The organism is Rhizobium croatiense, from assembly GCF_019793465.1.
GTDB lineage: Bacteria > Pseudomonadota > Alphaproteobacteria > Rhizobiales > Rhizobiaceae > Rhizobium > Rhizobium croatiense.
In genome coordinates, this window is sequence record NZ_JAILYJ010000007.1 from 163,300 (window position 1) to 185,810 (window position 22,511).

22 protein-coding genes, 1 tRNA gene and 2 pseudogenes are annotated in these 22,511 nt (G+C 61.4%); 12 read left to right on the top strand and 13 right to left on the bottom strand.

Going from position 1 to position 22,511, the window contains the following annotated elements:
* The first annotated feature begins 13 nt into the window (after nucleotides 1-13).
* Nucleotides 14-508 carry a Holliday junction resolvase RuvX gene (ruvX, locus tag K6M89_RS13680; RefSeq protein ID WP_097579112.1) on the top strand — a complete coding sequence of 165 codons (495 nt, stop codon included), beginning with the start codon at nucleotides 14-16 and terminating at the stop codon, nucleotides 506-508.
* On the opposite strand, the gene K6M89_RS13685 is transcribed toward ruvX, so the two are convergent.
* The 3 genes from K6M89_RS13685 to K6M89_RS13695 all read right to left on the bottom strand — a co-directional run bounded on the left by K6M89_RS13685 (nucleotide 445) and on the right by K6M89_RS13695 (nucleotide 1,737).
* On the bottom strand, nucleotides 445-777 hold the full coding sequence (locus K6M89_RS13685; RefSeq protein WP_222139799.1) for a DUF6105 family protein: 333 nt from the start codon (nucleotides 775-777) through the stop codon (nucleotides 445-447). The genes ruvX and K6M89_RS13685 overlap by 64 nt on opposite strands.
* The gene (locus K6M89_RS13690) at nucleotides 774-947 is read right to left on the bottom strand and encodes a hypothetical protein (RefSeq protein ID WP_170964725.1); all 174 of its coding nucleotides are present in this window, start codon (nucleotides 945-947) and stop codon (nucleotides 774-776) included. Before K6M89_RS13690 ends, K6M89_RS13685 begins: the two co-directional genes overlap by 4 nt.
* Nucleotides 948-1,077: 130 nt before the next feature.
* Nucleotides 1,078-1,737 carry a TetR/AcrR family transcriptional regulator gene (locus tag K6M89_RS13695; protein WP_222139800.1) on the bottom strand — a complete coding sequence of 220 codons (660 nt, stop codon included), beginning with the start codon at nucleotides 1,735-1,737 and terminating at the stop codon, nucleotides 1,078-1,080.
* Between the two features lie 236 nt (nucleotides 1,738-1,973).
* Here K6M89_RS13695 and map point away from each other — a divergent pair, with 236 nt between their 5' ends.
* From map to K6M89_RS13730, 7 genes and pseudogenes are all read left to right on the top strand, one after another.
* Complete coding sequence (map, locus tag K6M89_RS13700) at nucleotides 1,974-2,810, top strand: type I methionyl aminopeptidase (protein ID WP_097579109.1); 837 nt, start codon at nucleotides 1,974-1,976, stop codon at nucleotides 2,808-2,810.
* A gap of 7 nt (nucleotides 2,811-2,817) precedes the next feature.
* On the top strand, nucleotides 2,818-3,636 hold the full coding sequence (gene radC, locus K6M89_RS13705; protein WP_097579108.1) for a RadC family protein: 819 nt from the start codon (nucleotides 2,818-2,820) through the stop codon (nucleotides 3,634-3,636).
* A gap of 105 nt (nucleotides 3,637-3,741) precedes the next feature.
* On the top strand, nucleotides 3,742-4,929 hold the full coding sequence (locus tag K6M89_RS13710) for an alpha-hydroxy acid oxidase (protein WP_222139801.1): 1,188 nt from the start codon (nucleotides 3,742-3,744) through the stop codon (nucleotides 4,927-4,929).
* 4 nt (nucleotides 4,930-4,933) lie between these two features.
* Nucleotides 4,934-5,083: pseudogene (locus tag K6M89_RS13715) on the top strand (JAB domain-containing protein); the annotation flags it as partial.
* Between the two features lie 96 nt (nucleotides 5,084-5,179).
* On the top strand, nucleotides 5,180-6,586 hold the full coding sequence (gene sthA, locus K6M89_RS13720; protein WP_097579105.1) for a Si-specific NAD(P)(+) transhydrogenase: 1,407 nt from the start codon (nucleotides 5,180-5,182) through the stop codon (nucleotides 6,584-6,586).
* 55 nt (nucleotides 6,587-6,641) lie between these two features.
* Nucleotides 6,642-7,444 (top strand): annotated as a pseudogene (locus K6M89_RS13725) (endonuclease/exonuclease/phosphatase family protein).
* A gap of 161 nt (nucleotides 7,445-7,605) precedes the next feature.
* Nucleotides 7,606-9,375, top strand: a complete 1,770-nt coding sequence (locus tag K6M89_RS13730; protein ID WP_222139802.1) for a B12-binding domain-containing radical SAM protein — start codon at nucleotides 7,606-7,608, stop codon at nucleotides 9,373-9,375.
* Between the two features lie 64 nt (nucleotides 9,376-9,439).
* Here K6M89_RS13730 and K6M89_RS13735 read toward each other — a convergent pair whose 3' ends face one another.
* From K6M89_RS13735 to K6M89_RS13755, 5 genes are all read right to left on the bottom strand, one after another.
* On the bottom strand, nucleotides 9,440-9,862 hold the full coding sequence (locus tag K6M89_RS13735; protein ID WP_222139803.1) for a nuclear transport factor 2 family protein: 423 nt from the start codon (nucleotides 9,860-9,862) through the stop codon (nucleotides 9,440-9,442).
* Nucleotides 9,863-10,015: 153 nt separating this feature from the next.
* On the bottom strand, nucleotides 10,016-11,500 hold the full coding sequence (gene tig, locus K6M89_RS13740) for a trigger factor (RefSeq protein WP_222139804.1): 1,485 nt from the start codon (nucleotides 11,498-11,500) through the stop codon (nucleotides 10,016-10,018).
* A gap of 203 nt (nucleotides 11,501-11,703) precedes the next feature.
* Nucleotides 11,704-11,788, bottom strand: a tRNA-Leu gene (locus K6M89_RS13745).
* A 153-nt stretch (nucleotides 11,789-11,941) separates the two neighbouring features.
* Nucleotides 11,942-12,532 (bottom strand): GDYXXLXY domain-containing protein, encoded by a 591-nt coding sequence (locus K6M89_RS13750; RefSeq protein WP_222139805.1) that lies wholly within the window; start codon nucleotides 12,530-12,532, stop codon nucleotides 11,942-11,944.
* Nucleotides 12,529-13,623, bottom strand: coding sequence for a DUF2157 domain-containing protein (locus K6M89_RS13755; RefSeq protein ID WP_222139806.1), 1,095 nt, complete (start codon nucleotides 13,621-13,623; stop codon nucleotides 12,529-12,531). Before K6M89_RS13755 ends, K6M89_RS13750 begins: the two co-directional genes overlap by 4 nt.
* An 898-nt stretch (nucleotides 13,624-14,521) precedes the next feature.
* On the opposite strand from K6M89_RS13755, the gene K6M89_RS13760 reads away from it, so the two are divergent.
* From K6M89_RS13760 to trmFO, 3 genes are all read left to right on the top strand, one after another.
* Nucleotides 14,522-14,668: a DUF1127 domain-containing protein gene (locus K6M89_RS13760; RefSeq protein WP_004678838.1), complete on the top strand. Its 147-nt coding sequence runs from the start codon at nucleotides 14,522-14,524 to the stop codon at nucleotides 14,666-14,668.
* Nucleotides 14,669-14,966: 298 nt separating this feature from the next.
* A complete protein-coding gene (locus K6M89_RS13765; RefSeq protein WP_010030024.1) occupies nucleotides 14,967-15,110 on the top strand; it encodes a DUF1127 domain-containing protein in 144 nt (47 codons plus the stop codon).
* Between the two features lie 100 nt (nucleotides 15,111-15,210).
* Nucleotides 15,211-16,641 (top strand): methylenetetrahydrofolate--tRNA-(uracil(54)-C(5))-methyltransferase (FADH(2)-oxidizing) TrmFO, encoded by a 1,431-nt coding sequence (gene trmFO / locus K6M89_RS13770; RefSeq protein ID WP_222139807.1) that lies wholly within the window; start codon nucleotides 15,211-15,213, stop codon nucleotides 16,639-16,641.
* Between the two features lie 9 nt (nucleotides 16,642-16,650).
* On the opposite strand, the gene K6M89_RS13775 is transcribed toward trmFO, so the two are convergent.
* The 5 genes from K6M89_RS13775 to yajC form a co-directional block, all read right to left on the bottom strand.
* Nucleotides 16,651-17,118 (bottom strand): hypothetical protein, encoded by a 468-nt coding sequence (locus K6M89_RS13775; RefSeq protein WP_039619399.1) that lies wholly within the window; start codon nucleotides 17,116-17,118, stop codon nucleotides 16,651-16,653.
* Nucleotides 17,119-17,189: 71 nt separating this feature from the next.
* Nucleotides 17,190-18,047 carry a phytoene/squalene synthase family protein gene (locus K6M89_RS13780; protein WP_222139808.1) on the bottom strand — a complete coding sequence of 286 codons (858 nt, stop codon included), beginning with the start codon at nucleotides 18,045-18,047 and terminating at the stop codon, nucleotides 17,190-17,192.
* Nucleotides 18,048-18,049: 2 nt separating this feature from the next.
* Nucleotides 18,050-18,436, bottom strand: coding sequence for an Mth938-like domain-containing protein (locus tag K6M89_RS13785; RefSeq protein WP_097579095.1), 387 nt, complete (start codon nucleotides 18,434-18,436; stop codon nucleotides 18,050-18,052).
* Between the two features lie 4 nt (nucleotides 18,437-18,440).
* On the bottom strand, nucleotides 18,441-20,978 hold the full coding sequence (gene secDF, locus K6M89_RS13790; RefSeq protein WP_222139809.1) for a protein translocase subunit SecDF: 2,538 nt from the start codon (nucleotides 20,976-20,978) through the stop codon (nucleotides 18,441-18,443).
* Nucleotides 20,979-21,022: 44 nt separating this feature from the next.
* The gene (gene yajC / locus K6M89_RS13795; protein WP_004678848.1) at nucleotides 21,023-21,370 is read right to left on the bottom strand and encodes a preprotein translocase subunit YajC; all 348 of its coding nucleotides are present in this window, start codon (nucleotides 21,368-21,370) and stop codon (nucleotides 21,023-21,025) included.
* A 202-nt stretch (nucleotides 21,371-21,572) separates the two neighbouring features.
* Between yajC and K6M89_RS13800 the strand changes: the two genes are divergently transcribed.
* Entirely contained in the window at nucleotides 21,573-22,445 is an 873-nt protein-coding gene (locus K6M89_RS13800; protein ID WP_222139810.1) for an ATP-binding protein, read from the top strand.
* Nucleotides 22,446-22,511: the final 66 nt, after the last annotated feature.

Consider the following 22,511-nt stretch of genomic DNA (forward strand, 5'->3'; position numbering starts at 1 on the left):
GGATGAAACGGCAATGACGGTGCTGACCATCGAGGATATGGCCCAGATTCTTGCCCCCGGGCAGGCCATCGCCGGCCTCGATCTCGGCACCAAGACCATCGGGCTTTCGATGTCCGACCTCGGACGGCGGTTCGCCACGCCGCGGCCGGTGATACGCCGTGTCAAATTCACCATCGATGCGCAGGCGCTGCTGGATTTCGCGGCAACGGAAAAGGTCGCGGGCTTCGTGATCGGCCTGCCGATGAACATGGACGGATCGGCGGGCCCACGCGTGCAGGCGACGCGCGCCTTCGTGCGCAACATGGAGCAGAAGACGGCGCTGCCCTTCGTCTATTGGGATGAGCGGCTTTCGACGGTTGCGGCGGAACGAACCCTAATCGAAATGGACGTCTCGCGGAGCAAGCGGGCCGAACGGATCGATTCGGCCGCGGCCAGCTTCATTCTTCAGGGTGCGCTCGACAGACTTTCCTTGTTGGCAAGATCTGCAGGAGAGGAATTCAGCGCCTGACGCGCCTGCCACCAGGCTATGATCGACTTGCGCTTTCTGAAGCCGAGTAGGGCGAAGACGATGAGACTGTCGACGGCGATTGTCCGGGCAACGAGCGGCGGGATAGCCTCCGGCGGCATGCCGAGCGCCTCGCCGTAGAGCTGGAACGTCAGGTCATGGACCTGCCGCGTCAGCATCAGCACGCCAAAATTGATGTCGTAATAGGAGAGCCAGTACCATCCGCCCAGAAAGACGATGGGGCCGGCCCAGAAGATCAGAAACCACTTCATGCGGCCTCTCCTCCATGCTTGCGCGCGACGGGCAGATCGAGGGAGACCAACCACGTCGACAATGCCATGGTGCAAAGCACCAGCGTCGGAATTGCAATATCCAGCGCCAGGATTGCGAAGAACATCATTGCCGTCACCAGAAATGCGGCTTTGGCGATCTTGCTTCCCATGGATGTCAACTCAGGACTCTCACTCGTACCATCTCTGCTGATGGCACAGTGTCGGCTTAACCCGCCTCACGCAACGTAAACCATTTGTTAAGGTTAACGCCGCATCCGCCTCCTGTGGATAACGCGAATGTCAGCCATAGACGCCGCGCACGAGACGCTTCAGCGCCGTCGCCGCCTTCTCCCAGTCCTTTGATGTCTTGAGCGACAGGCCGGCGCATTGGCCGCCGGCGGCCCCGGCAAGCACGAGATGCTGGATGGCAGCGATGACGACGGCGTTGACGGCGGCCGCATCCACACCTTTCGGCGGCGCCAGCGAGCCGCGCATGCGATCCAGCCACAGGGCGAGAGCCTTCGAACGCGCTTCAGAAAGCCGCCTCACCTGCTCGGTATTTTCCGAGACCTCCCAGGCGAGGATGCGGCGCATCAGGGGATCATTTTTCAAGGCGTCGAGCAGAAGCAGCGCCAGCCGCTCCATCAGATCGCCGTAGGTGAGCAGGAACATGCCGCCGGCATCTTCCGGAATGCGATCCCTCACCCATGTGCCCAGATCGGAGCCGATCGCCTCGACTAGACCGTCAAGGCCGCCATAATAGCGGTAGATCAACTGCTTGTCGCAACCGGCGCGGCGGGCGACGGCATTGATGCCGAAATTCTGGAAGCCTTCCTCCGCCAGCAGGCCCTTGGCGGCGGCAAGGATGGCGCGCTCGGTGGCGCCGCGATCGCGCACCCGCCGTTCTGACGCCGCCTCGGCGCCGGGCGAACTCTCAAGATTTACCGCTTCATTCAGCATGACCGACCCTTCCCCGCTGTCACCAATCGGTGAGTAGCGGGGAGGTTTCATCCAATCAATCCTATCCCTTTGGGAAGATTGTGGATATTTCGTTCGGCACGAATAATTCGGCGGGCAATGGCTGCGGGAGGCGGCCAAATCCCTTCAGAAATCTCGCCCCGACGGTTGATCGCGATGGACGAACCCGTCATAGCTGCATTATGAACAAAGCTAATATTCTCCGCTAAGGCCCTGCAATGGTGAACTATATCGAAGCCTCTTCCGCGCCGCCGAAGAATACCGGCGCCATCCGGCTTTACGACACGCAAGCATTCGCAGGCATGCGCAAGGCATGCCAGCTGACCGCCCGCTGCCTCGATGCGCTGGCCGATATCGTCAAGCCTGGTCTGTTGACCGATGAGATTGATCGGTTCGTCTTCGATTTCGGCATGGACCACGGCGCCTATCCGGCGACGCTGAACTATCGCGGCTACACCAAGTCGACCTGCACCTCGATCAATCATGTGGTCTGCCACGGCATTCCGAACGACAAGCCGCTGCGCGAGGGCGATATCGTCAATATCGACGTCACCTTCGTGCTCGACGGCTGGCACGGCGATTCCAGCCGGATGTACCCCGTCGGTACGGTCAAGCGCGCCGCCGAGCGACTGCTCGAAGTGACCTATGAATCGCTGATGCGCGGCATTGCCGCGGTCAGGCCCGGCGCCCGCACAGGCGCGATCGGCGAAGCGATCCAGACCTATGCGGAGGCCGAGCGCTGTTCGGTGGTGCGCGATTTCTGCGGCCACGGCGTCGGCCGGCTGTTCCACGATTCGCCGAATATCCTGCATTACGGCCGCGCCAACGAGGGGCCGGAGCTGCGCGAGGGCATGATCTTCACCATCGAGCCGATGATCAATCTCGGGCGGCCGCATGTGAAGGTGCTGGCCGACGGCTGGACGGCGGTCACGCGCGACCGCTCGCTTTCGGCGCAATACGAACATACCGTCGGCGTCACCGCCGACGGCTGCGAAATCTTCACGCTGTCACCTGCTGGGCTCGACCGGCCCGGACTGCCGTCGCTTGCCAGGTGACGATCCGATGGCGAAGGGGCCTGCAGCGACATCTTCTGACGACGAGCTGCCTTTCGCGACCGAAGAGCCTGTTGCCGACGAACGTTTATTCTTCGGCGACCGGCCGCATAAACCACCGAATGCCCGGACCGCGCTGCCCGCCTCGCTCTCCGCACCGGAACATTACCACGGTCATCGCGAGCGGCTGCGTGACCGCTTCCGCGAGCAGGGCGACACGGCGCTTGCCGATTATGAAATCCTCGAGCTCCTGCTTTTCCGCCTGATCCCGCGGCGCGACACCAAACCGATCGCCAAGGCGCTGATTGACCGGTTCGGCTCGCTTTCAGGCGTTTTTGGCGCGCCGGCGGCGCTGCTGACCGAGGTGAAGGGCGTCGGCGAGAATGTAGCCCTCGACCTGAAACTGATCTCGACCGTCGCCCACCGGACGCTGAAAAGCGAGATCAGAAGCAAGCAGGTGCTCTCCTCCTGGTCCTCGGTCATTCAGTATTGCCACGCCGCCATGGCGCACGAGACCCGCGAACAGTTCCGCATCCTCTTCCTCGACAAGCGCAACGTGCTGATCGCCGACGAGGTGCAGGGCCGCGGCACGGTCGACCATACGCCGGTCTATCCGCGCGAAGTGGTCAAGCGCGCGCTCGAGCTTTCGGCAACAGCGATCATCCTCGTCCACAACCACCCATCCGGTGACCCGACGCCCTCACGCGCCGACATCGACATGACGAAGGTGATCATCGAGGCGGCCAAGGCGCTCGACATCACCGTCCACGACCACATCATCATCGGCAAGGACGGCCATGTCAGCCTCAAGGGACTGAAGCTGATCTGATAAGCAAGGCTGGAGTTGACAGCAGTCGGTGGTGCGCGATTGTATGCAATCTGCGCTCCATTCGCTGAACAATGCCCGCTGGGGATACCGAGAAGATGAAGCTCCATGACCATCCGCAGCGGCAACATTGATCGATCGACCCGGCTCTGCCGTGGCGTGCTCTGTCTCGATGACTTTGAAATGAAGGCACGGCGACATCTGCCGAAGCCGCTGTTCGGTTATATCGCCGGCGCGACCGAGACCAATGCGTCGCTGCGGCATAATGCGGAGGCCTTCCAGGCCTATGCTTTCCGGCCTCGTGTCCTTCGGGACGTCTCGACGCGCAGCACCGAGACGAGCCTCTTTGGCAAGACCCACGCCGCACCGTTCGGCATCGCGCCGATGGGGATCAGCGCGCTGATGGCCTATCGCGGGGACATCGTGCTTGCGCAAGGAGCGGATCAGTCGGGAATTCCGATGATCATAAGCGGTTCGTCACTCATCCCCTTGGAAGAGATAGCTGCGGCTTCGCCACAAGCATGGTTTCAGGCCTATTTGCCCGGCGAACCCGATCGTATCGATGCTCTCATCGATCGCGTCGCTGCGGCCGGCATCGGCACGCTCCTGCTGACCGTGGACACGGCCACGCTGCCCAACCGCGAAAACAATGTCAGGGCTGGATTTTCGACGCCCTTGCGTCCCGGTCTCCGCTTGGCATGGCAAGGCATCTCGCATCCCAGCTGGACCACCGGCACATTCCTGCGCACGATCGCCCGCCACGGCATTCCGCATTTTGAAAATTCCTATGCCACAAGAGGCGCGCCGATCATCTCCTCCAACGTCATGCGCGATTTCGGCAGGCGCGACCATCTCAACTGGACCCATTTGGAGCAGATCCGCAAGAGGTGGTCCGGCAGGCTCGTGGTCAAGGGGATCATGCATCCTGAAGACGCGGCACGGGCGGCCGATACGGGGGCGGATGGCGTGATCGTCTCCAATCATGGCGGCCGCCAGCTTGACGGCACCACATCGCCCCTTCAGGTCCTTCCGGAAATTGCGGCACGTGTCGGAGACAGCATTGCCGTCATGATCGACGGCGGCATCAGGCGCGGAACGGATATCATGAAAGCCCTCGCCCTCGGGGCCCGTTTCGTGTTCGTAGGCAGGCCGTTCCTTTATGCCGCAGCCGTCGCGGGACTACCGGGCGTGCTGAAGGCGGCAGATATCCTGAAGGCTGAACTGCATAGCAACATGGCGTTGCTCGGCGTTACCAGGGTGACCGATATTTCCGCGGACTACATCACCCGCGCATGAAAAGCCGTCGCGCGCTGACATCGATATGACGAAAGTGATCATCGGCGCGGCGAATGCACTTGATATCATCGTCCACGACCACATCATCATCGGCAAGGGCGGCCATGTGAGGTTGAAAGGGCTGAAGCGATCTGAAAAACACAGGTCCGGCTGAATCGGCGGTCGTAAAACAATCTGTAACGTTGACCGGCTACCGATGAGGAGCGACATTTTTGTCGCAAATGATTCCATTCCAATCCGGGGCTAGAGGATGTTTCAGTACGATCTCGTTGTGGTGGGTAGCGGTCCCGCGGGGCGCCGCGGCGCGATCCAGGCTGCGAAACTCGGCAAGAAAGTGCTCGTCATCGAGCAGGGTAAGCGCGTCGGCGGTGTGTCCGTTCATACCGGCACCATTCCCTCGAAGACGCTGCGCGAGACCGCCCTCAATCTCTCCGGCTGGCGGGAACGCGGCTTTTACGGCCGATCCTACCGCGTGAAGCAGGAGATCAGCGCCGAAGACCTGCGCCGCCGCCTGCTGATTACCCTCGACCACGAGGTCGAGGTGCTCGAGCACCAGTTTGCCCGCAACCGCGTGCACCATATTCGCGGCAAGGCGAGCTTCGTCGATGCTTCAACGCTGCAGGTGATCAAGGATGACGGCGAGGTCACGCAGGTCAGCGCCGCCAGCGTGCTGCTCGCCGTCGGCACCAAGCCGTTCCGCCCGGACTACATTCCTTTCGACGGCAAGACCGTTCTCGACAGCGATGAGCTGCTCGACATCCAGGAGCTGCCGCGCTCGATGATCGTCATCGGTGCGGGCGTCATCGGCATCGAATATGCAACGATCTTCAGCGCACTCGACACGGCCGTCACCGTGATCGACCCGAAGGCGACGATGCTCGACTTCATCGACAAGGAAATCATCGAGGACTTCACCTACCAGCTGCGCGACCGCAACATGAAACTGCTGCTCGGCCAGAAGGCCGACAAGGTCGAGACGCTCGATAACGGCAAGGTCGAACTGACTCTCGACAGCGGCCGGCGTCTGACGACCGACATGGTGCTCTTTGCGGCCGGCCGCATGGGGGCGACGGACACGCTGAACCTTGAGGCCATCGGCCTCGTAGCCGACAGCCGCGGCCGTCTCAAGGTCAACCCCGAGACGTTCCAGACGTCGGTTCCGAACGTTTACGCCGCCGGCGACGTCGTCGGCTTTCCGAGCCTCGCCTCGACCTCGATGGAACAGGGCCGTATTGCCGCCCGCGTGGCGATCGGCGCAGTCGCCAAGGAGCCGCCAAAATATTTCCCGTACGGCATCTATGCCGTGCCGGAGATTTCGACCTGCGGCCTTACCGAAGAAGAGATGAAGGAGCGCGGCATTCCCTATGAATGCGGCATCGCCCGCTTTCGCGAGACCTCGCGCGGCCATATCATGGGCCTCGACACCGGGCTTTTGAAGCTGATCTTCTCGCTGAAGACGCGCCGCCTGCTCGGCGTGCATATCGTCGGCGAAGGCGCCACCGAGCTGGTGCATATCGGCCAGGCGGTGCTCAACCTCAAAGGCACGGTCGAATATTTCGTCGAAAACACCTTCAACTATCCGACGCTCGCCGAAGCCTACAAGATCGCCGGCCTCGACGCCTGGAACCGGATGGGCGACATCAAGTCGGAATTGTAGGCGCACAGCGACAGGGCAGCCATCTCCATCCGGCCACCCAAGGGAGCCGAAGGCATTGCGCATTATTTCGCTGAACGCATGGGGCGGCAGGCTGCATGAGGCGCTGATCGATTATGTCAGGCAGGCTGATCCTGATGTGCTATGCCTGCAGGAAGTGCTGCGGGCGCCGGGTGCGAGCCCTGGATGGTCGGTCTATCGCGATGCCGGGTTGGAACTGCCGCAGCGCGCCAATTTGTTTGCGGAAATCAGCGCCGCCCTGTCCGGCCATGACGGCTTCTTCTGCCGACATCGAGAGGCGTGCTCTTCGACGGCGATGCCGCCATTGTCGCCGAATTCGGTCTGGCGACCTTCGTGCGCAAATCGCATTCCGTCATCGCCCAGGCGATAGACTTCGTGCACGGCGGTTTTTCCGCCGGCGGCTGGGGCGAACATCCCCGCCCGCGAAACGCGCATTGCATCCGTCTCTTCAGCCATGGGAACGCTTCCGCGATTACTATCGCCCATATGCATGGCCTGCGCGACCCAGCCGGCAAGGGCGATACGGTAGCGCGCGAAGAGCAGGCTCTGGCGCTGGCCGGGCTCATCGAACGGGTCTGGCCCGGCGACGAAGGGCTCGTGGTCTGCGGCGATTTCAACGTCCTGCCCGACAGCACGACCTTCAAGATCCTCGCCCGATTGGGCCTTTCCGATCTAGTCACAGGAAACGGCCTTGTCGACACGCGAACCTCCTACTATCTGAAGGAGGGCCGCTTTGCCGACTACATGCTGGTCACGCCGGGGGTCAAGGTTGGCAGGTTCGAGGTGGTCGAGGCGCCCGAGGTCTCCGACCACCGCGCATTGCTGCTCGATGTCGGGTAGTATATTGAGGAAGGATGGGCTGCGCGAAACTTTTGCGCGCACCCCCGATTTTTACGCCTTAGTTTAAACCCTGATCAATCGCATCGATACGCCGTGCCTGATTTGTGCTCTCAACTCCATTTTGCCTCCGGGCAGACGTTTCTAGAGAAAGATAGATACTCTTGTCCCATGCTTTGGAAGCCGCTCGCAGACGTTTTCAGCTGATCCTGATCAAGCCGTCGCATTATGACGATGACGGTTACGTCATCCGCTGGTGGCGGGCAATGATCCCCTCGAATTCGCTTGCGGCTCTCTACGGCATCGCCGCCGAATGCGCCGAGCGCCAGGTGCTCGGGCCCGATACGGCGATCGACATCACCGTGATCGACGAGACCAATACGCGCATCGACTTCCCCCGGCTGCTCGCCCAGTTCAAGCGCCACGGCAATTTCGGCATGGTCGCACTGGTCGGCGTCCAGTCGAACCAATATCCGCGCGCGCTCGATATCGCCCGCCCCTTCCGTGATGCCGGCCTGCCGGTTTCGATGGGCGGCTTTCATGTCTCCGGTTGCTTGTCGATGCTCGACGGCAAGGCGGTCGGGCTCGACGCCTGCCGCGACATGGGCATCTCGATGTTCGCCGGCGAGGCCGAGGGGCGGCTGGACATGGTGCTGCGTGACGTCGCTAGCGGCGAACTGAAGCCGCTCTATAACTTCATGAACGACCTTCCCGGCATCGGCGGTACGCCGGTTCCCTTCCTGCCGAAGGACAATATCCAGCGCACGCTCGGCCTCAGCACCAGCTTCGATGCCGGGCGCGGCTGTCCCTACCAGTGCTCGTTCTGCACCATCATCAACGTGCAGGGGCGCAAGTCGCGCTTCCGCTCGGCCGACGATGTCGAAAAGCTGGTGCGGATGAACTGGGCGCAGGGCATCCATAAATTCTTCATCACCGACGATAATTTCGCCCGCAACAAGGATTGGGAGGCGATCTTCGATCGGCTGATCGAGCTCAAGGAGCGGGACGGCATTCCGCTCGGCCTGATGATCCAGGTCGACACGCTCTGCCACAAGATCCCGAACTTCATCGAGAAATCCCGGCGTGCCGGCGTCACCCGCGTCTTCATCGGCCTCGAAAACGTCAATCCGGACAATCTGACCGCCGCCAAGAAAAACCAGAACAAGATCACCGAATACCGCAAGATGCTGCTCGCCTGGAAGGCGCAGGGCATCATGACGCTGGCCGGCTATATTCTCGGCTTCCCGGCCGACACGCCGGAATCGATCCGCCGCGATATCGCGATCATCCAGGAAGAGCTGCCGCTCGACGTCATCGAATTCTTCATCCTGACACCGCTGCCGGGTTCCGAGGACCATCAGGTCCTGTGGAAGAAGGGCGTCGAGATGGACGGCGATCTCAACATTTACGATGTCGAACATGTCTGCACTGCACACCCCAAGATGAGCAAGCAGCAATGGGAAGAGATCTACCACGAGGCCTGGTCGCTCTATTATTCGCCTGACCATATGAAGACGCTGCTGCGCCGGGCCGTGGCGACCGGCGTGCCGCTGGCAAGGCTCGTCAAGGTTCTCGTCTCCTTCGCGACCACCGTACCGCTGGAAAACGTACATCCGCTGCAAAGCGGCCTCATGCGCCTGAAGACGCCGTCGGAGCGGCGCCCCGAACTGCCGCGTGAAAACCCGCTGGTCTTCTGGCCGCGCTTTGCCTGGGAAACCTTGAGCAAACATGTTTCGCTCGCCGGCACGATCATCGGCCTGACGATTTCGGCATTCCTGATTTCACGGGATGCGAAGTCGAAGACCTATATGGATCAGGCCCTGACGCCCGTCGCGGACGACGAGGAAGAGACGCTCAGCCTCTTCACCAAAACCGCCGGTGGAGCCGCGGCCGTCAGCCATGTCCGGAAAGTCGCGGAGCTGACACGGCATTGAGCCACAGCTCCCGCCCAAGCGCCTCGCTTGAAGCAAGGTTGGTGCGAGGCGCTGTGGTGGCAGCTTAAGCGACCTGGATTATCCGGGTTGTCTCGGCCACCTGTAGCGTGTCGACAAATTCGACGATCTTGACCGGTTTCCCGTCCCTGAAATGGATCTTGTCGACGAATTCCGTATGGAAGCTCACGCCGGATGGGATATGTGTGACCTCCCCTTCGCGGTGGGCGAAGACGATCTGCTCATCCTCGTCCACATGGATGCCGGTCGTACTGATCTTGGATAGATCCCACGCCGTGATGAGCTGCGCTATCACCTGGCGAAAGGCATGGCCGCCCAATTCAGTCGAAAAAGGCGCCAGCCGTGTATTGCCAGCCATCCGAAAGGTACAATCATCGCCGATCAGCGCCAGCGTGCCCTCGATATCGCCGCGGTCGCGCACAGCATAGATTTCCTCCACCAATTTCTTCATGTCGTGTTTTGCAGTCATTTTAAGGTCCCTCCCACAATAAACAAATCTGCATCGAATTATACTTTATATCAACTATTTGTTGCTGCGGATAAACCTGAGCCGCCGGACGCCAAAAAAAGAAAAGGCCCCGCACGATGGCGGGGCCTTGCAAATTTCAGAACCGGGAAGCGATTATTCGGCGCTGTCCTCGGAAGCCTTCTTCTTCGGAGCAGCCTTCTTTTTCGGAGCGGCTTCCTCGCCTTCACCAGCCTCGGCGGCTTCGGTCTTGGCGGCAGCCTTCTTCTTCGGAGCGGCCTTCTTGGTCTCGGCCTTGGCTTCACCTTCTTCCTCGGCGAGCAGCTCTTCCTTCGTCACCTTCTTGTCGGTGACATCGATTTCGGTCAGCAGGTGATCAATGACCTTCTCTTCGAAGATCGGCGCGCGGATCGAAGCGGCTGCACCCGGCTGGCTGCGGAAGAATTCGAGGATCTGCTTTTCCTGACCGGGATACTGGCGCAGCTGATCGTAGATGGCGCGCTGCATTTCGTCTTCAGTGACTTCGACGCCGGCCTTTTCGCCGATTTCGGAGAGAACGAGGCCGAGGCGGACGCGACGCTCGGCGAGCGTCTTGTATTCCTCACGCGCCTTCTCTTCGGTCGTGTCTTCGTCCTCGAAGGTCTTGCCGGACTGAGCGAGGTCGTTGTTCACCTGGCTCCAGATGCCGTTGTATTCGGCGTCGACGAGCGAAGACGGAGTGTCGAACTTGTACATCTCGTCGAGCTGGTCGAGGATCTGGCGCTTCAGCTTCTGACGGGTCAGCGAACCGTACTGCGATTCGATCTGACCGCGGACGATCTCCTTCAGGCGATCGGCGGATTCGATGCCGAGCTTGGAGGCCAGTTCGTCGTTGATCTCAACCTTGCCGGGCGCTGCAACGTCCTTGACCGTGACGTCGAAGGTCGCTTCCTTGCCAGCGAGGTTCTTGGCCGGATAGTCGGCCGGGAAAGTCACGGTGATGGTCTTCTCTTCGCCTGCCTTGACGCCGATGAGCTGGTCTTCGAAGCCCGGGATGAAGCGGCCGGAACCGATTACCAGTTCGGCGCCCTGGTCGGTGCCGCCTTCGAAGGCTTCGCCGTCGACCTTGCCGACATAATCCATGGTAATGCGGTCGCCGTTGGCGGCCTTGCCGGTCTTGCTCTCGTAGGAACGGGCGCTTTCGGCAACCTTCAGGACCTGCTCGTTGACTTCGTCATCCGAGATGTCGATAACTTCGCGCGTGACCTTGATGCCCTTGACCGACTTCAGCTCGATCGGCGGCAGCACTTCGTAGGAAAGCGTGAATTCGAAATCCTGCTGGGCGGAGAGGATCTTGTCGGCTTCGTCCTTGTCTTCCGTCATGGCGATTTCCGGCTGCGTGGCCGACTTTTCGCCGCGGCTGGACAGGATGGCGGTCGGCTGTTCGCGGACGATCTCGTTGACGAGCTCGGCCATGATCGACTTGCCATAGACCTTCTTCAGGTGAGCTGCGGGGACCTTGCCCGGACGGAAGCCGTTGATGCGGATCTTGTCCTTCACATCGGCAAGACGCTCATTCATCTTGTCTTCCATGTCCTTGGCCGGGATAACGACCTTGATTTCGCGCTTCAGCCCTTCAGCGAGCGTTTCGATAACCTGCATGTCTTCCTACCTTCATGTCGTGGCGGCCGTGCCCAGACGCCGTTCGTTTCGATGAGCACGACGCCGGCTGCGTGCCGCGCGTGGCTTTTCCCAATTCCTGTATCATTCCGCCAAAAGGGGAACGGCACTCACTTCCGAGTATTCGGAACAACCTTCGGTCATTCGGGGACAACCAAGTTCTTGGCCTCCCCCTGCAAACAGCCTGGTGCGGGTAGAGAGACTTGAACTCCCACGCCTTGCGGCACCAGAACCTAAATCTGGCGTGTCTACCAATTTCACCATACCCGCGTCCACAGAACCGCATGCCTATGCCTGCGCATGAGGCCTTCCGGAGCGCGGCGTCTCTATATCACCCGATTTGGTCGAGGCAAAGGAAAAATGAACGGCAAATGACAGGGGATTTGCGCCTTAAAAGCGCCCCTGCCCCGAAGGCTTGCGGGATCAGTAAAGCGGCTCGTCGTAAACCGGCTTGCCATCGACGAGCAGGCTGCGGATCTGCGCCCTTCCGTCCGCCGAAACGCGCACCGCTATGGCGACGCTGCCATCATTGCGCGCCTCCTCCAGTGGTTTACCCTGACCTTCGGGGACGTAATAGCGCTCGATGCCGTATTCGACGCGGAGGCTGTCGCCCGCAGCCAGTCCGCCACTATAGAATGGCTGGCTACGCAGGATCACCGTCTCCGGCTGCGGCGGCAGCGCGTGGAAGGACGATTCGGTCACCGTCCAGAAACCGTCCGCCTGCTTCTTCAACCGGACCCACAGCGTGCGTTCGCCCGGCTCGGCCGGAATGCCGCCGGAAACCGTCTGCACCGGCACGGTGGAAATGTCATAGTTCAGGACGACATAATCGCCGCGCAGGAAATCGCGCGGATCGACCGGGGCCGTCTTCAGCAGCACTTCGGCGCCATTGCTGAGAATCGACGCCCGGCTCTGGATGATCGTGCCGAGGATTATGGTCTGCAGGCCGGCGACGATGACCGCCGAAAGCAGGTAGCCCTTGCCAGACTGCAGCCTTGCCATCCACGAACTCATGCGCGCGCCTCCCGCGAAAAGCGCCGCTCGAGCCGAATGACGATCCAGGCGACCAGCGCAACCACAAGACCGGAAAACAGGAAAAGGCTCGACGTGCCGAGGATCGAACCGACGGTGACGGAAGCGAGATAGAGCATCTCTGCGGCAAAGGTCGTATAGGCGAGGTAACGCACGGCGCCGTTGTTCCTGCCTTGCAGCGCGATCGCCAGCACGGCGGCGGCAAGTGTCGCCAGGCCGAGCACCACCAGCCGCCATCCCTGCTCGATCTCGATATGCAGGAGCAGGAAGCCGATTGCCGCGACGAGGAAGCTGTAGAATGCCGGCGCTGCGCCGGCACTCCTGGCCAGGGGTGCGATACGGGGATGCGGCAGCGCTGTCAGCACGAAGGCCGCCATGCCGCCGGCGGCGAAGGCGAGCGCCACCGCCATCTGCTCATAAAGCGTGTAGAGCCAGGCGAGCCAGCCGATCACCAGCAGATAGGCGAGATGGCGCACCCGCGCAGCGCCGGTGTAACGCACCAACGCAATCACAATCACCGCCATGACCGGCGCCATCCAGGGATCGAGGCCAATCCAATGGTTGTCGTTATTCTCGAGATAAACGGCGAAGGACGCCCAGGAGAGAAAGCCCGCAACAACCACCACCGCGCCCGAACGGAACAGGATCGCCGAGATCGTCGCGATGGCAAACCAGAGATACATCACCGTCTGCTGGTCGCCGGAGAGATGATACATCTGCCCGACCAGCGAAATGGCGCCCCCGAAGCTCATCGCGCCGATGATCAGCAGGCCGCTTGCGGCGGCTGTCGCACCGCGGGCGAGCATCAGGGCGGCGGCAATGTGCACGGCCCAGATCAGGGCGAGGATGGCGCCGACGCGGACGAGGCGCGGAATGGCCTCCCAATTGGAAGAGACGACCAGCAGAACTGCAGCGGCAAGCAGCACCGCCGCCAGCGCCATCAGCACCCGGCCGAGGCTGAAGCTGGCCGGGCGGCCGTCATATTCGGCGAGAAGCGCGCCGGCCGTTTCCTTTGCCAGCAGACCCTTGCCCACCCAGAGCGAGAGATCCCGCTCCAATCTGCCGCGATACATGCTTCCACCCCTCAGTTCCGCGACGCTCGCTCCGGCGCTGCGGCTTCCGTCATTTATAGACGCAGCAGGCAGCTTCGCAAACGCCCCCGCGCTAAATATGCAAATTCCTCATTGGTCTAATTTGGGTCAGATGTTAACCGGGCGCTAACGTCGGAACTGCTAATATCAGCATATGAAGGAAGAGGTATGCGTACGTCGCATGTCTCTCATGTAATTATTGCACTGCAAAATATCAATTAGTCATACTATTTACCGAGATATCGAAGCACGGGGATGGCGCCCCGGCCCGGCACCGCCGGATGCCCGCGGATTGCTTTGTCCGTGACGAGATTCGCAGCCGCGCACTCCTCCTCCCAAGCGCGCTGCGATAGACTGGCGACACTCCTCCTCCCAGTTGCCAGTCACTATAATGCGCCCGCCGGATCCTCCCCCGGCGGGCGTTTTATTTGATGACAGCATAGTGCGTAAGTTCAAGGCGTTAGCACATTCGATACCGGCGGCGCTGCGCCACCGGGAAAGCAAGGTTCAGCGGATATTTCTTCGCATCAAGCGCGGCGCCGCATTCGTGATCGCGCCGCTTTGCGGGGGCAATCGCAATGACTGATGGCTTGTCGAACCGGCGACGAACTGCCTGTCCAGCGCCCCACCCGCTGGAGCGGGGTTTTTCCTCATCGCAGCCCCTTCGCCACTTCAAAGCTCGGGTATCGCGCAAGTGACTTTGCCTATTCGTTGACCAGACTGCGGTAAGATTGTGTAAAGCATTGCATATCTCGCATAGGTGACCTGAAAACTTGGCTGTTTTCGTCCTTCGCGCCGCAACATATATTCCGGTCATCAAATAGAGGTCAGCGCCGATGGGTGGCTGCTGGCAGATCAAACCCTCGGAAAGGGGCTTAACATGAACATCACCCGCTCTTTCAACAATTGGCGCAAGTATCGTCAGACGGTCACCGAACTCGGCCGCATGACCAACCGCGAATTGCATGACCTCGGCATCGACCGTTCTGACATCCATCGCGTCGCGCGCGAAGCTTCTTCGCGTTAATTCAAACGTTTCTGCTTCCTCCCAAGCAGATCCCTCCAAGATTAAACGCCCGCTGCACCGCAGCGGGCGTTTTCGTTTGCGGTGATCGACGGTCGGCGCGGTTGCAGGATCTTCCCGGTTCCTTAGCCCGCTCAAAAAATGTTCACAGCTTAATTCTCAGGCATCATATTGCACATTTGCATGGCAGACGCCTTTTATTTGCACTGCACAATGAGAGGGTTTTCGCCTATATAAACATCAACCGCAGAGAGACAGGCGATCCCGCCGTCCAGCGGACATTTGTTCGAGGAAGATGACAATGAACCCGATCCGCATTGCAAAAAGCTGGCTCAGCTACCGCCGTACACTCAACGAACTCGGCAACCTGTCGAACCAGACCCTGTCCGACATCGGCGTCAGCCGTTACGACATCCGTAACATCGCATCCCGCTCGTTCCGCTAATCGCGGGAAAACCGGCACGATGCTTCAAGACGGCGCCATCAGGGCGCCGTTTTTGATTCCGGGTGTTGGATCGCATCTGCCGACATGATATCAGCCCGGAATGAACACGATCTCCTATCCTCCTATTCACGTCGTCGGCGGCGGGCTTGCCGGTTCGGAAGCCGCCTGGCAGATCGCCAGCTCCGGCGTTCCCGTCATTTTGCATGAAATGCGCGGCGTGCGCGGCACGGATGCGCATAAGACCGACGGTCTTGCCGAACTCGTCTGCTCCAATTCCTTCCGGTCCGACGATGCGACCAGCAATGCCGTCGGAGTCATCCATGCCGAGATGCGCATGGCGGGCTCCCTGATCATGGCTGCCGCCGATCGCCACCAGGTGCCTGCCGGCAGTGCGCTGGCCGTCGATCGCGACGGCTTTTCCGAAGCCGTGACCAAGGCGATCCACGACCATCCGCTGATCACCGTCGTGCGCGAGGAAATCACCGGCCTGCCACCGCGCGACTGGGATCTTGCCATCGTCGCCACCGGGCCGCTGACAGCGCCGTCGCTCGCCAGCGCCATCCAGGCGCAGACGGGCGAAGATTCGCTCGCCTTCTTCGACGCCATCGCGCCGATCGTCTACCGCGACAGCATCGACATGGATATCTGCTGGTATCAGTCGCGCTACGACAAGGTCGGCCCCGGCGGCACGGGCAAGGATTACATCAACTGCCCGATGGACGAGGCGCAGTACAATGCCTTCGTCGACGCTTTGATCGCTGGCGATACTGTCGGCTTCAAGGAATGGGAAGGCACGCCTTATTTCGACGGCTGCCTGCCGATCGAGGTGATGGCCGAGCGCGGCCGCGAGACGCTGCGCCACGGGCCGATGAAGCCGATGGGGCTGACGAACGCGCATAATCCGACAGTCAAGGCCTATGCCGTCGTGCAACTGCGCCAGGACAATGCGCTCGGCACGCTCTACAACATGGTCGGTTTCCAGACGAAGCTGAAATACGGCGCGCAGGCGGAAATCTTCCGGATGATCCCAGGCCTGGAAAATGCCGAATTTGCCCGTCTCGGCGGCCTGCATCGCAACACCTACATCAACTCCCCGACCCTGCTCGATCCATCGCTGACGCTGAAGTCGCGGCCCGGCCTGCGCTTCGCCGGCCAGATCACCGGCTGCGAGGGTTATGTGGAAAGCGCCAGCGTCGGGCTGATGGCCGGCCGTTTTGCCGCCGCCGAACGCAAGGGCGAAGCGATCTTACTGCCACCGGCAACAACCGCGCTCGGCTCGCTGCTCGGTCATATCACCGGCGGCCACATCGTCACCGACGAAGAGCCCGGCAAACGCTCGTTCCAGCCGATGAACATCAATTTCGGGCTGTTTCCTGAGCTTGAGCCCGGCTCGATCGTCAAGCCCGAAGGCGTCAAGCGCTTCCGCGGCAAGGATAAGACGATCATGAAGCGGCAGTTGATCGCGCGTCGCGCGCTTGCGGACTGCGCCGCCTGGCTCGGCCAGACACCGAGGTTTGCCGAAAGCGCCTGAGCAGCTGCCCTACTGCTTGTTGGCCGCGGATATATGGCCGGCCGGCAGGTCCTTGTCCGGCTCAGCGATGTAGTTGCCGAGCAGCCACAACGCAACTTCGGAAGCCTCCTTCGGTGACGCGAACTCGAACTTGCCGTTGTGACTGGGCGCATCGAGAAATTCGATCGCCAGCCCCCTGCCCGTCTCCGAGCTTACCACGCGCACACGGCCGGGCTCGATCAGATGGCAGGAGAAGTGGCGCGCCATATTGCGCATCAGCCCAGCCTTGTTGTCGTGGAGGCGCACGAAGATCGCCTGACCGTTTTCGGTCGCCTGCAGCTGGCGGATCGCCTCGTTGGGAAAGGCGCGGCCGAATTCGATGATGGCGAGACCGGTGTCGTGCAGGCCGTCTTCCTTGTTTTGCGCAGCCATGCGTGTTGCCACGAAGGCAAAGAAAATGACGATGGCGAAAAGGACGCACCAGACGATAATGCCCACGCCGAGTCTCCGTTCAAAGGGTAGCGGTCAGGACCTTGTAGCGCGCGAGACTTGCGCGAATTTGACCGATATCAGATTTTCCTGCGCGATGCAGCCAGCGCCATTGCGAGCTGGCGGCGCCATTGCGGCGGCTGTAGCGGCCGGTCGAACAGCAGGGCGCCCCGCCTCTGCGCCTTGCGGAGCACCGGCTCGGCCAGCGTGACCGGCAGGAAGGCCGGAAAGACGGCGGGCGCAATCGACCCTGCCCCCCTCGCCTTTGCCAGATGCTCGCGGCCAAGGCCGGCGAAGGCCTCGATGGCGGCGGAGATGCGCGGTCGGTCTTCGCCGGCAAGGAAGGCATCGCGGTCGAGGCCGGTGGCCGAAAGGATCTGCAGCGGAATATAGAGCTGGCCGCGGCGGCGATGCAGTGGCATCAAAAGCAGCAGGCCGGCAATCGCCTGCGCGACGCCGGCATGGCCGGCGGCATCGGCCGATCGTGGGGCTTCTTCCGGCGAAAGCACAAGGCTTGCAAGCTGGATCAGCGCGGAGGCGGTTTCGCCGGCATAACCTTCGAGCGTCAGCCGCGTTTCCATCGGGTCGTCATAGAGGTCGAAGGTGCGGGCCTCGATCATGTCGACCAGCGTCTTGCGCGGCAGGCGGTAAGTTTCGATTGCCTCCAGAAGCCCTGCGGCGACGGGATTGGCCGCCGTCGAACCGTGCGCACTGCCCTCCAGCAGGTCATGCCAATATTGCATGCGCACCTCGCCGGGCAGCGGCTCGTGCACCAGGTCGCGGATGCGGGCAAGCTCGGCATTGAATGCGTAAAGCGCCGCAAGCGCGCCGCGCTTGTCCTGCGGCGATAGCAGGCAGGCAAGATAGCGGTCGCGATCATTGTCGCGCAGCATCGCCAGGCAGATATCCTGGTTCGTCGCAATATTCGCGTCAGCCATCGTCAGACCGCAATCAAGGCCGCCGCGACGGCGCGCTGCTCAGACAGCATGATATTGAAGGTGCGCACTGCGGCACCCGTGCTCATCGGATCGGAGGAGATGCCGCGCGCCTTTAGCGCCTGCTTCAAATCGTCGGGCAGACGGCGAAGCTCGGTTCCCGTGCCGACGAGCAGAACCTCTATGTCGGCGGCCTCCTCCAGCACACGGCGAAAATTTTCAGGCGACAGCGGCTTCGACATGTCCATGTCCCAGCCATGAATGCCGGAGGGCAGGCAAAGGATCGAGCCGCGATGCGACATGTCGGCAAAACGGAAGCCGCCATTGCCGTAAGTGTCGATCGGAGCGCGCCCGGGAAAATGCGCGGCGCGGATTTCTATGCCTTTTGCCATGTTTTCAAACCACCGTGCCGGAGTTTACACCGGCATCCGTCTTGTTGCTCTCTTCCCTGTCGGGGCTCTCCGGCCGAAGCCGGAAGACGATCAGCACGGGAGCGGCGATATAAATCGAAGAAAAAGTGCCGAGAGCGACGCCGAAGAGCATTGCAAAGGCGAATGAGCGCATGACGTCGCCGCCGAACAGGTAGAGCGCCAGCAAGGCAAGCAGCGTCGTCGCCGCCGTCAGGACGGTGCGCGACAATGTCTGATTGATCGAGGCATCGATCAGGATCGGCAGCGGCATCCTCGTGTATCGCTTCAGGTTCTCGCGCATCCGGTCATAGACGACGACGGTGTCGTTCAGGGAATAGCCGACAATGGTCAGCACGGCGGCGATACTCGTCAGATTGAATTCGATGCCGGTCAGCACGAAGAGCCCCAGCATGATGATGACGTCGTGCAGCGTTGCGACGATGGCGCCGACGGCGAACTGCCACTCGAAGCGGATCCAGATGTAGAGCAGGATTGCCGCGAGCGCGGCAACGACACCGAGCGTCGCCATCATCGTCAATTCGCCGGAGATGGCCGGGCCGACGACTTCGACGCGACGGAAATCGTAATCCGCCTCGAGCTCGCCGCGCACCAGCGTCGCTGCCGATTGCTCGGCATTCTCTCCGCCGCCCTGGGACGCGATGCGGATCCGCGCGTTCGCCGGACCGCCGGTGCGTTCGACCCCGACCTCGCCCAGATTGAGATCGTTGAGACGCGATCTGAGATCGGCGATGTCGGCATTGCCCTGTTTCGCCGTCACCTCGATGAGCGAGCCGCCGGTGAAGTCGATGCCGAGTTGCAGGCCGACGGTGGCAAAGGCCGCCATGGCGATCAGCGAGATCGCAGCCGACGCCGTGAAGACATAGCGGCGGATGCCCATGAACCGGATATTGGCGTGCTCGAAGAGATGGGTCAGGACGCTCTTCGGCAGGTGCCGGGGATGGCGTCGCGCCAGCCAGACGGCGACGATCGAGCGTGTCAGCGTGAATGCCGTGAAGACGGTCGTCAGAATGCCGACCGCCAGCGTCACGGCGAAACCACGAATGGATTCGCTGCCGAGGAAAAAGAGAATGACGGCGGCGATGAAGATCGTGACATTCGCATCGACGATCGTTGCGAAGGCGCGCGAGAAGCCACGGCCGACCGCCTGCGCAAAGGAGGGGCCGGTTCTCTCCTCCTCGCGGATGCGCTCATAGATCAGCACGTTGGAATCGACCGCCATGCCGACGATGAGCACGATGCCGGCAATACCGGGCAAGGTCAGCGTCGCGCCGGCAAGGCTCAGCACGGCAATGATCAATATCAGATTGAAGAAAAGCGAGACGACGGCGACGAGGCCGAGAATCCGATAAAGCGCGATCATCAATGCTGCGACCAGGAGGACGGCGACGAGGCCGGCAATGAGGCCGGAGAAGATGGAGTCAGCGCCGAAGCTCGGGCTGACGCTGCGTTCCTCGACGCTCGTCAGCGTTGCCGGCAAGGCCCCGGCCCGCAGCATCAGCGCAAGGTCGCGGACGCCATCCTCGGAGAAGTTCGCCGATATCCGGCCCTCACCGCCGGTGATAGCTGCATCGATGGCCGGCGCCGACATGACCTGGTCGTCGAAGACGATGGCAAGATGCTTGCCGATATTCTGCCCCGTCGCCTCAGCCAGCCGCCGCGTGCCTTCCGCATCCAGGCGATAGGTGATCGAGACATCCTGGGTCTGCGGATCGACGACAGGCTGGATGTCGACCATGTTGCTGCCGGTGATGAATGCCGTACGGTCGACGAGATAGGGAACCGGCGGATCGTCCAGCGAATAGAGCACCTGCGATGTCGCCGGCCAGCGACCGTTCAGCGCCTCCTGCCCGGACATGCTTTCATCGATCAGGTGAAAGGAAAGCTTGGCCGGCTGGTTGAGGAGGTTCTTCAGCCGCTCGGCATCGACCGATCCCAGCACCTGCACGGTGATCCGGTCGTCGCCATCGGGACGAACGAGAAAATTCTCGTAGCCGAATCCGGCGATGCGACGGCCGACGATGTCGAGCGACCGGGTTCGGGCGGAGGCGACGTCAGCGGTAATGCCGGCGTCGGAAATCTGCAGCGAAAGCTGCCCTTCGCCGCCCTGCTGCAGCGTGAGCCCAGGGGCGGAATCTCCGCCGGTCGTCAGGGATTTCAGACGATCGACCGCTTTCTGCGTCTCGGCAGGATCGGTGATCCGGACAGTGACGGTCTGGTCGTTGCCGGTTAGCCCGGTATAGCGGATACCGGCGCCGCGCAGCGCGTTGCGTACATTGGCGACTGCCTCTTCCAGGCGGTTCCTGACGATATCGGAGCGCTCGACCTTCAGAACGATGTGGGAACCGCCCTGCAGATCGAGGCCGAGCATCAGGCGATCGTTTCGCAGCCAATCCGGCAGGTAGGCACGCTGTGCCTCGCTCACCAGATTGGGCGTAGCGATAACGACGGCCGCAAACGCAACCAGCCAAATCAGAAGTGTTTTCCAGCGGGAAAAATGCAACATTCTCTCGTCGATCTTCCGATCCGGCGGTTTGCCGTTATCGCCTGTTACGCCGCGTCGGCCTTGACAGGTTCACCCTTGACGCGAACTTCCGAAATGCCGCTGCGGACGATGCGGACGCGAACGCCTTCGGCGATCTCGACCTCGACTTCCTTGTCGTCGACGACCTTCGTCACCTTGCCAACGAGACCGCCGCCGGTCACGACCTGGTCGCCGCGACGGATCGCCTTCAGGGTTTCCTCACGCTTCTTGGCCTGGGCGCGCTGCGGACGGATCAGCAGGAAGTACCAAACGACCATCAGCGGCACGAACAGAATGATCATTTCGAAACCGGAGCCGCCGAAACCGGTTGCGGTGTCGGTCGCACTCTGGGCGAATGCCGGGGTGATGAACATGCTAAACTCCTCAGGCTTGGCGGCGGAACTCCGCCTCATTTTTCAGGTTGCCGGACTATAGTTGCCGCTTCGATGAATGCAACAGAAACGGCCGGAAACAGTACCGATTCCGCTGCCTCATAACCTTTCCGGCGGCAAAACGCCATGCTACCCGCATCGAAAGATAAAGCGGATTGCCGCAGCAAGAAATCAGGAGCTTGCGATGACCGAGGAAATCAACACCGCCTTGCTTGCCGAGCTGAAGCGGCTCGCTGATGCCGTCCAGCGTCTTGCCGGACCGGCACCCGCCGTCAACGACTGGAACGCGGCAGACTGTTTCGTCTGGGCGCCGCTGCGCCAGCATCTGCAGCCCGTTAAGAAACCCAACCGGGTGGCGCTGAAGCTCATTCGTGGCGTCGACCACGTGCGCGACATCCTGCACGAAAATACGGTGCGTTTCGCCGCAGGTTATGCGGCCAACAATGTGCTGCTCTGGGGTGCGCGCGGCATGGGCAAATCGTCGCTGGTCAAGGCCGTGCACGAGGACGTCAGGCGCGAAAGCGGCGTCGCGCTGAAGCTGGTCGAAGTTCACCGCGAAGATATTGCCAGCCTGCCCAACCTGCTCGACCTCCTGAAGGATACGCCGTACCGCGTGATCGTCTTCTGCGACGACCTCTCCTTTGATCACGACGACACCGCCTACAAGTCGCTGAAGGCGGCACTTGACGGCGGCGTCGAAGGACGGCCGGACAACGTGCTCTTCTATGCCACGTCGAATCGGCGCCATCTCCTGCCGCGCCACATGATGGAGAACGAGCAGTCGACGGCAATCAATCCGTCGGAAGCTGTCGAGGAGAAGGTTTCGCTTTCCGACCGCTTCGGCCTCTGGCTCGGCTTCCATAAATGCAGCCAGGAGGACTACCTCGGCATGATCGACGGCTATGCCGATCACTTCCAGCTCGGGCTCGCACGCGACAAGATGCATACCGAGGCGCTGGAATGGGCAACGACGCGCGGCGCGCGATCCGGCCGCGTCGCCTGGCAGTATATTCAGGATCTGGCGGGACGCATGCGCGTTCACATCGACCGGGCCTGAAACGCATTATACATGCACTTTAAATGACAAAAGCCCGGCTGATGGCCGGGCTTTTGCGCTTCCTGG